The sequence below is a fragment of the Pseudomonas tehranensis genome, assembly GCF_014268615.1.
Lineage (GTDB): Bacteria > Pseudomonadota > Gammaproteobacteria > Pseudomonadales > Pseudomonadaceae > Aquipseudomonas > Aquipseudomonas tehranensis.
In genome coordinates this window covers 1-2,345 of sequence record NZ_JABWQV010000419.1, presented here as the reverse complement: position 1 = coordinate 2,345, position 2,345 = coordinate 1, and the positions used below count along the sequence as shown (strand labels likewise).

Sequence of the window (2,345 nt, the reverse complement as noted above, 5' to 3'; positions counted from 1 at the left end):
CCATCGCGAGCAGGCTCGCTCCCACAAGGGCTGCGCTCAAGTTTCTGAACTTGTCCATTTATCGAGACCCTCCCGCGTGCCCGACGCCATCCTGCGCCTCGCCCTGCCTTCGCCTCTGCGCCGCCTGTTCGACTACCGGGCCCCGGCCGGGGTCCTGCGTGAGCAGTTGCATCCGGGCATGCGCCTGCGGGTGCCGTTCGGCCGACGGGAGATGATCGGGATTCTGGTGGAGGTCGCCGACCACAGCGAAGTCCCGGCCGACAAGCTGAAGCCAGCCCTGGCCTTGCTCGATGCGACGCCGCCGCTGCCTGCCTCGCTGTTCAAGCTGTGCCTGTGGACCTCCCAGTACTATCAGCACAGCCTCGGCGACACCCTGAGCTGGGCGCTGCCGGTATTGTTGCGCCAGGGCGAACCGGCCGAGGCACGCCAGGAGCGCTTCTGGTCGGTGGCACCGGGCGCTTCGCTGGACGACCCGCGCATCGCCCGCGCCCCGCGTCAGCGTGAGGCCCTGGCGACCCTGGCCCAGCATCCCCACGGCGTGGCCCATCAGCTATTGAGCAAACTGATGCTCAGCAAGGACAGCCTCGACCTGCTGCTGGCCAAGGATCTGGTCCAGGTAGACATCCGCCGGCACGCTCCGGGTGTTCGCCATGAGCATTGGCTGGCCCAGCCGGAACTGCCGCTCAATGCCGAACAGCGGGCCGCCTGCGAGGCGATTCGCGCCGGTTTCGACAGCTATCACGCCTTCTTGCTGGCCGGCGTCACCGGCAGCGGCAAGACCGAGGTCTATCTGCAACTGATCCGCCAGACCCTGGAAGCCGGCAAACAGGCCCTGGTGCTGATTCCGGAAATCAACCTTGGGCCACAGACCCTGGCGCGCTTCGAACAACGCTTCAACGCGCGAATCGCCCTGGTGCATTCGGCGGTCAACGACCGTGAACGCCTGGAAGCCTGGCTCGCCGCCCGGGACGGTGAGGCGGACATCATCATCGGCACTCGTTCGGCCCTGTTCACACCGATGAAAAACCCCGGCCTGATCATCATCGACGAAGAGCATGACGGCTCTTATAAACAGCAGGAAGGCCTGCGCTACCACGCCCGCGATCTGGCACTGGTGCGGGCGCGCCAGGAAAACATTCCCATTGTTCTGGGTTCAGCCACGCCGTCCCTGGAAAGCCTGCACAACGCCTATACCGGACGTTACGGACTCCTGCGCCTGAACGAACGGGCCGGCGGCGCCAAGCAGCCGCGCTTTCTGCGCCTGGATGTGAAAAGTCGTCCGCTGGACAGCGGCATTTCCGGGCCCATGCAACAAGCCATCGGCCAGACCCTGGCCGCCGGGCAACAGGTCTTGGTGTTCCTCAACCGCCGGGGTTTCGCCCCGACCCTGCTGTGCCATGACTGCGGCTGGATGTCGGGCTGCGAACGCTGCGACGCACGCATGACCGTGCACCAACGCCACGGCGAGCTGCGCTGCCATCATTGCGGCCATGCCGAACGAGTGCCGAGGCACTGCCCGCAGTGCGGCAAAGTGGACTTGCGCCCGGTGGGGGCCGGCACCGAACGCGCCGAAGAACGGCTGGGCATCCTGTTTCCCGATTACCCGGTACTGCGAGTCGATCGCGACAGCACTTCGCGCAAGGACGCGATGAATCAGTTGTTCGCCACGATTCAGAAAGGCCAGCCGTGCATCCTGGTGGGCACGCAGATGCTCGCCAAGGGGCATCACTTTCCCCGGGTCACGCTGGTGTCGATCCTGGATGCCGATGGCGGACTGTTCTCCGGTGACTTCCGTGCCAGCGAGCGCATGGCGCAGTTGATCGTTCAGGTCGCAGGCCGGGCCGGAAGGGCCGAGGAACCGGGCAAGGTCATTATCCAGACCCACCTGGCCGACCATCCGCTGCTGATACAGCTGACCGAACAAGGTTACTTCGCCTTCGCCGAGCAGGCCTTGAGCGAACGTCGCAGCGCCGGCCTGCCGCCGTTTGCTCACCTGGCGCTGTTGCGGGCCGAAGCCCATAAGCCGGGGCAGGCCGAAGCATTCCTTGACGAAGCCTGCAGCGAAGCCGAGCGCTTGCTGGGGCAACAGAACCTCACCGGGATCGAACTCTTGGGCCCGGTGCCGGCTCCGATGGAACGGCGGGCAGGGCGTTATAGGGCTCAACTGCTGTTACAGGCCAATGCCCGGGCACCGTTGCATCGGCTATTAAGTGCCTGGTTGCTGGCGCTAGAGCAGATGCCCAGCGGGCGGGCGGTGCGCTGGTCGCTGGATGTGGATCCGGTGGATTTGTATTGATTGAGCAGATCGTAAGCTTTGCCCCCTGTGGGAGCGGGCTTGCTCGCGA

The 2,345-nt window shown here is 65.3% G+C and carries 1 protein-coding gene; it reads left to right on the top strand.

Features of this window, described 5'->3' with window-relative positions:
• The first annotated feature begins 76 nt into the window (after positions 1 to 76).
• Entirely contained in the window at positions 77 to 2,296 is a 2,220-nt protein-coding gene (locus HU811_RS26650) for a primosomal protein N' (protein WP_186659064.1), read from the top strand.
• Positions 2,297 to 2,345 lie beyond the last annotated feature (49 nt).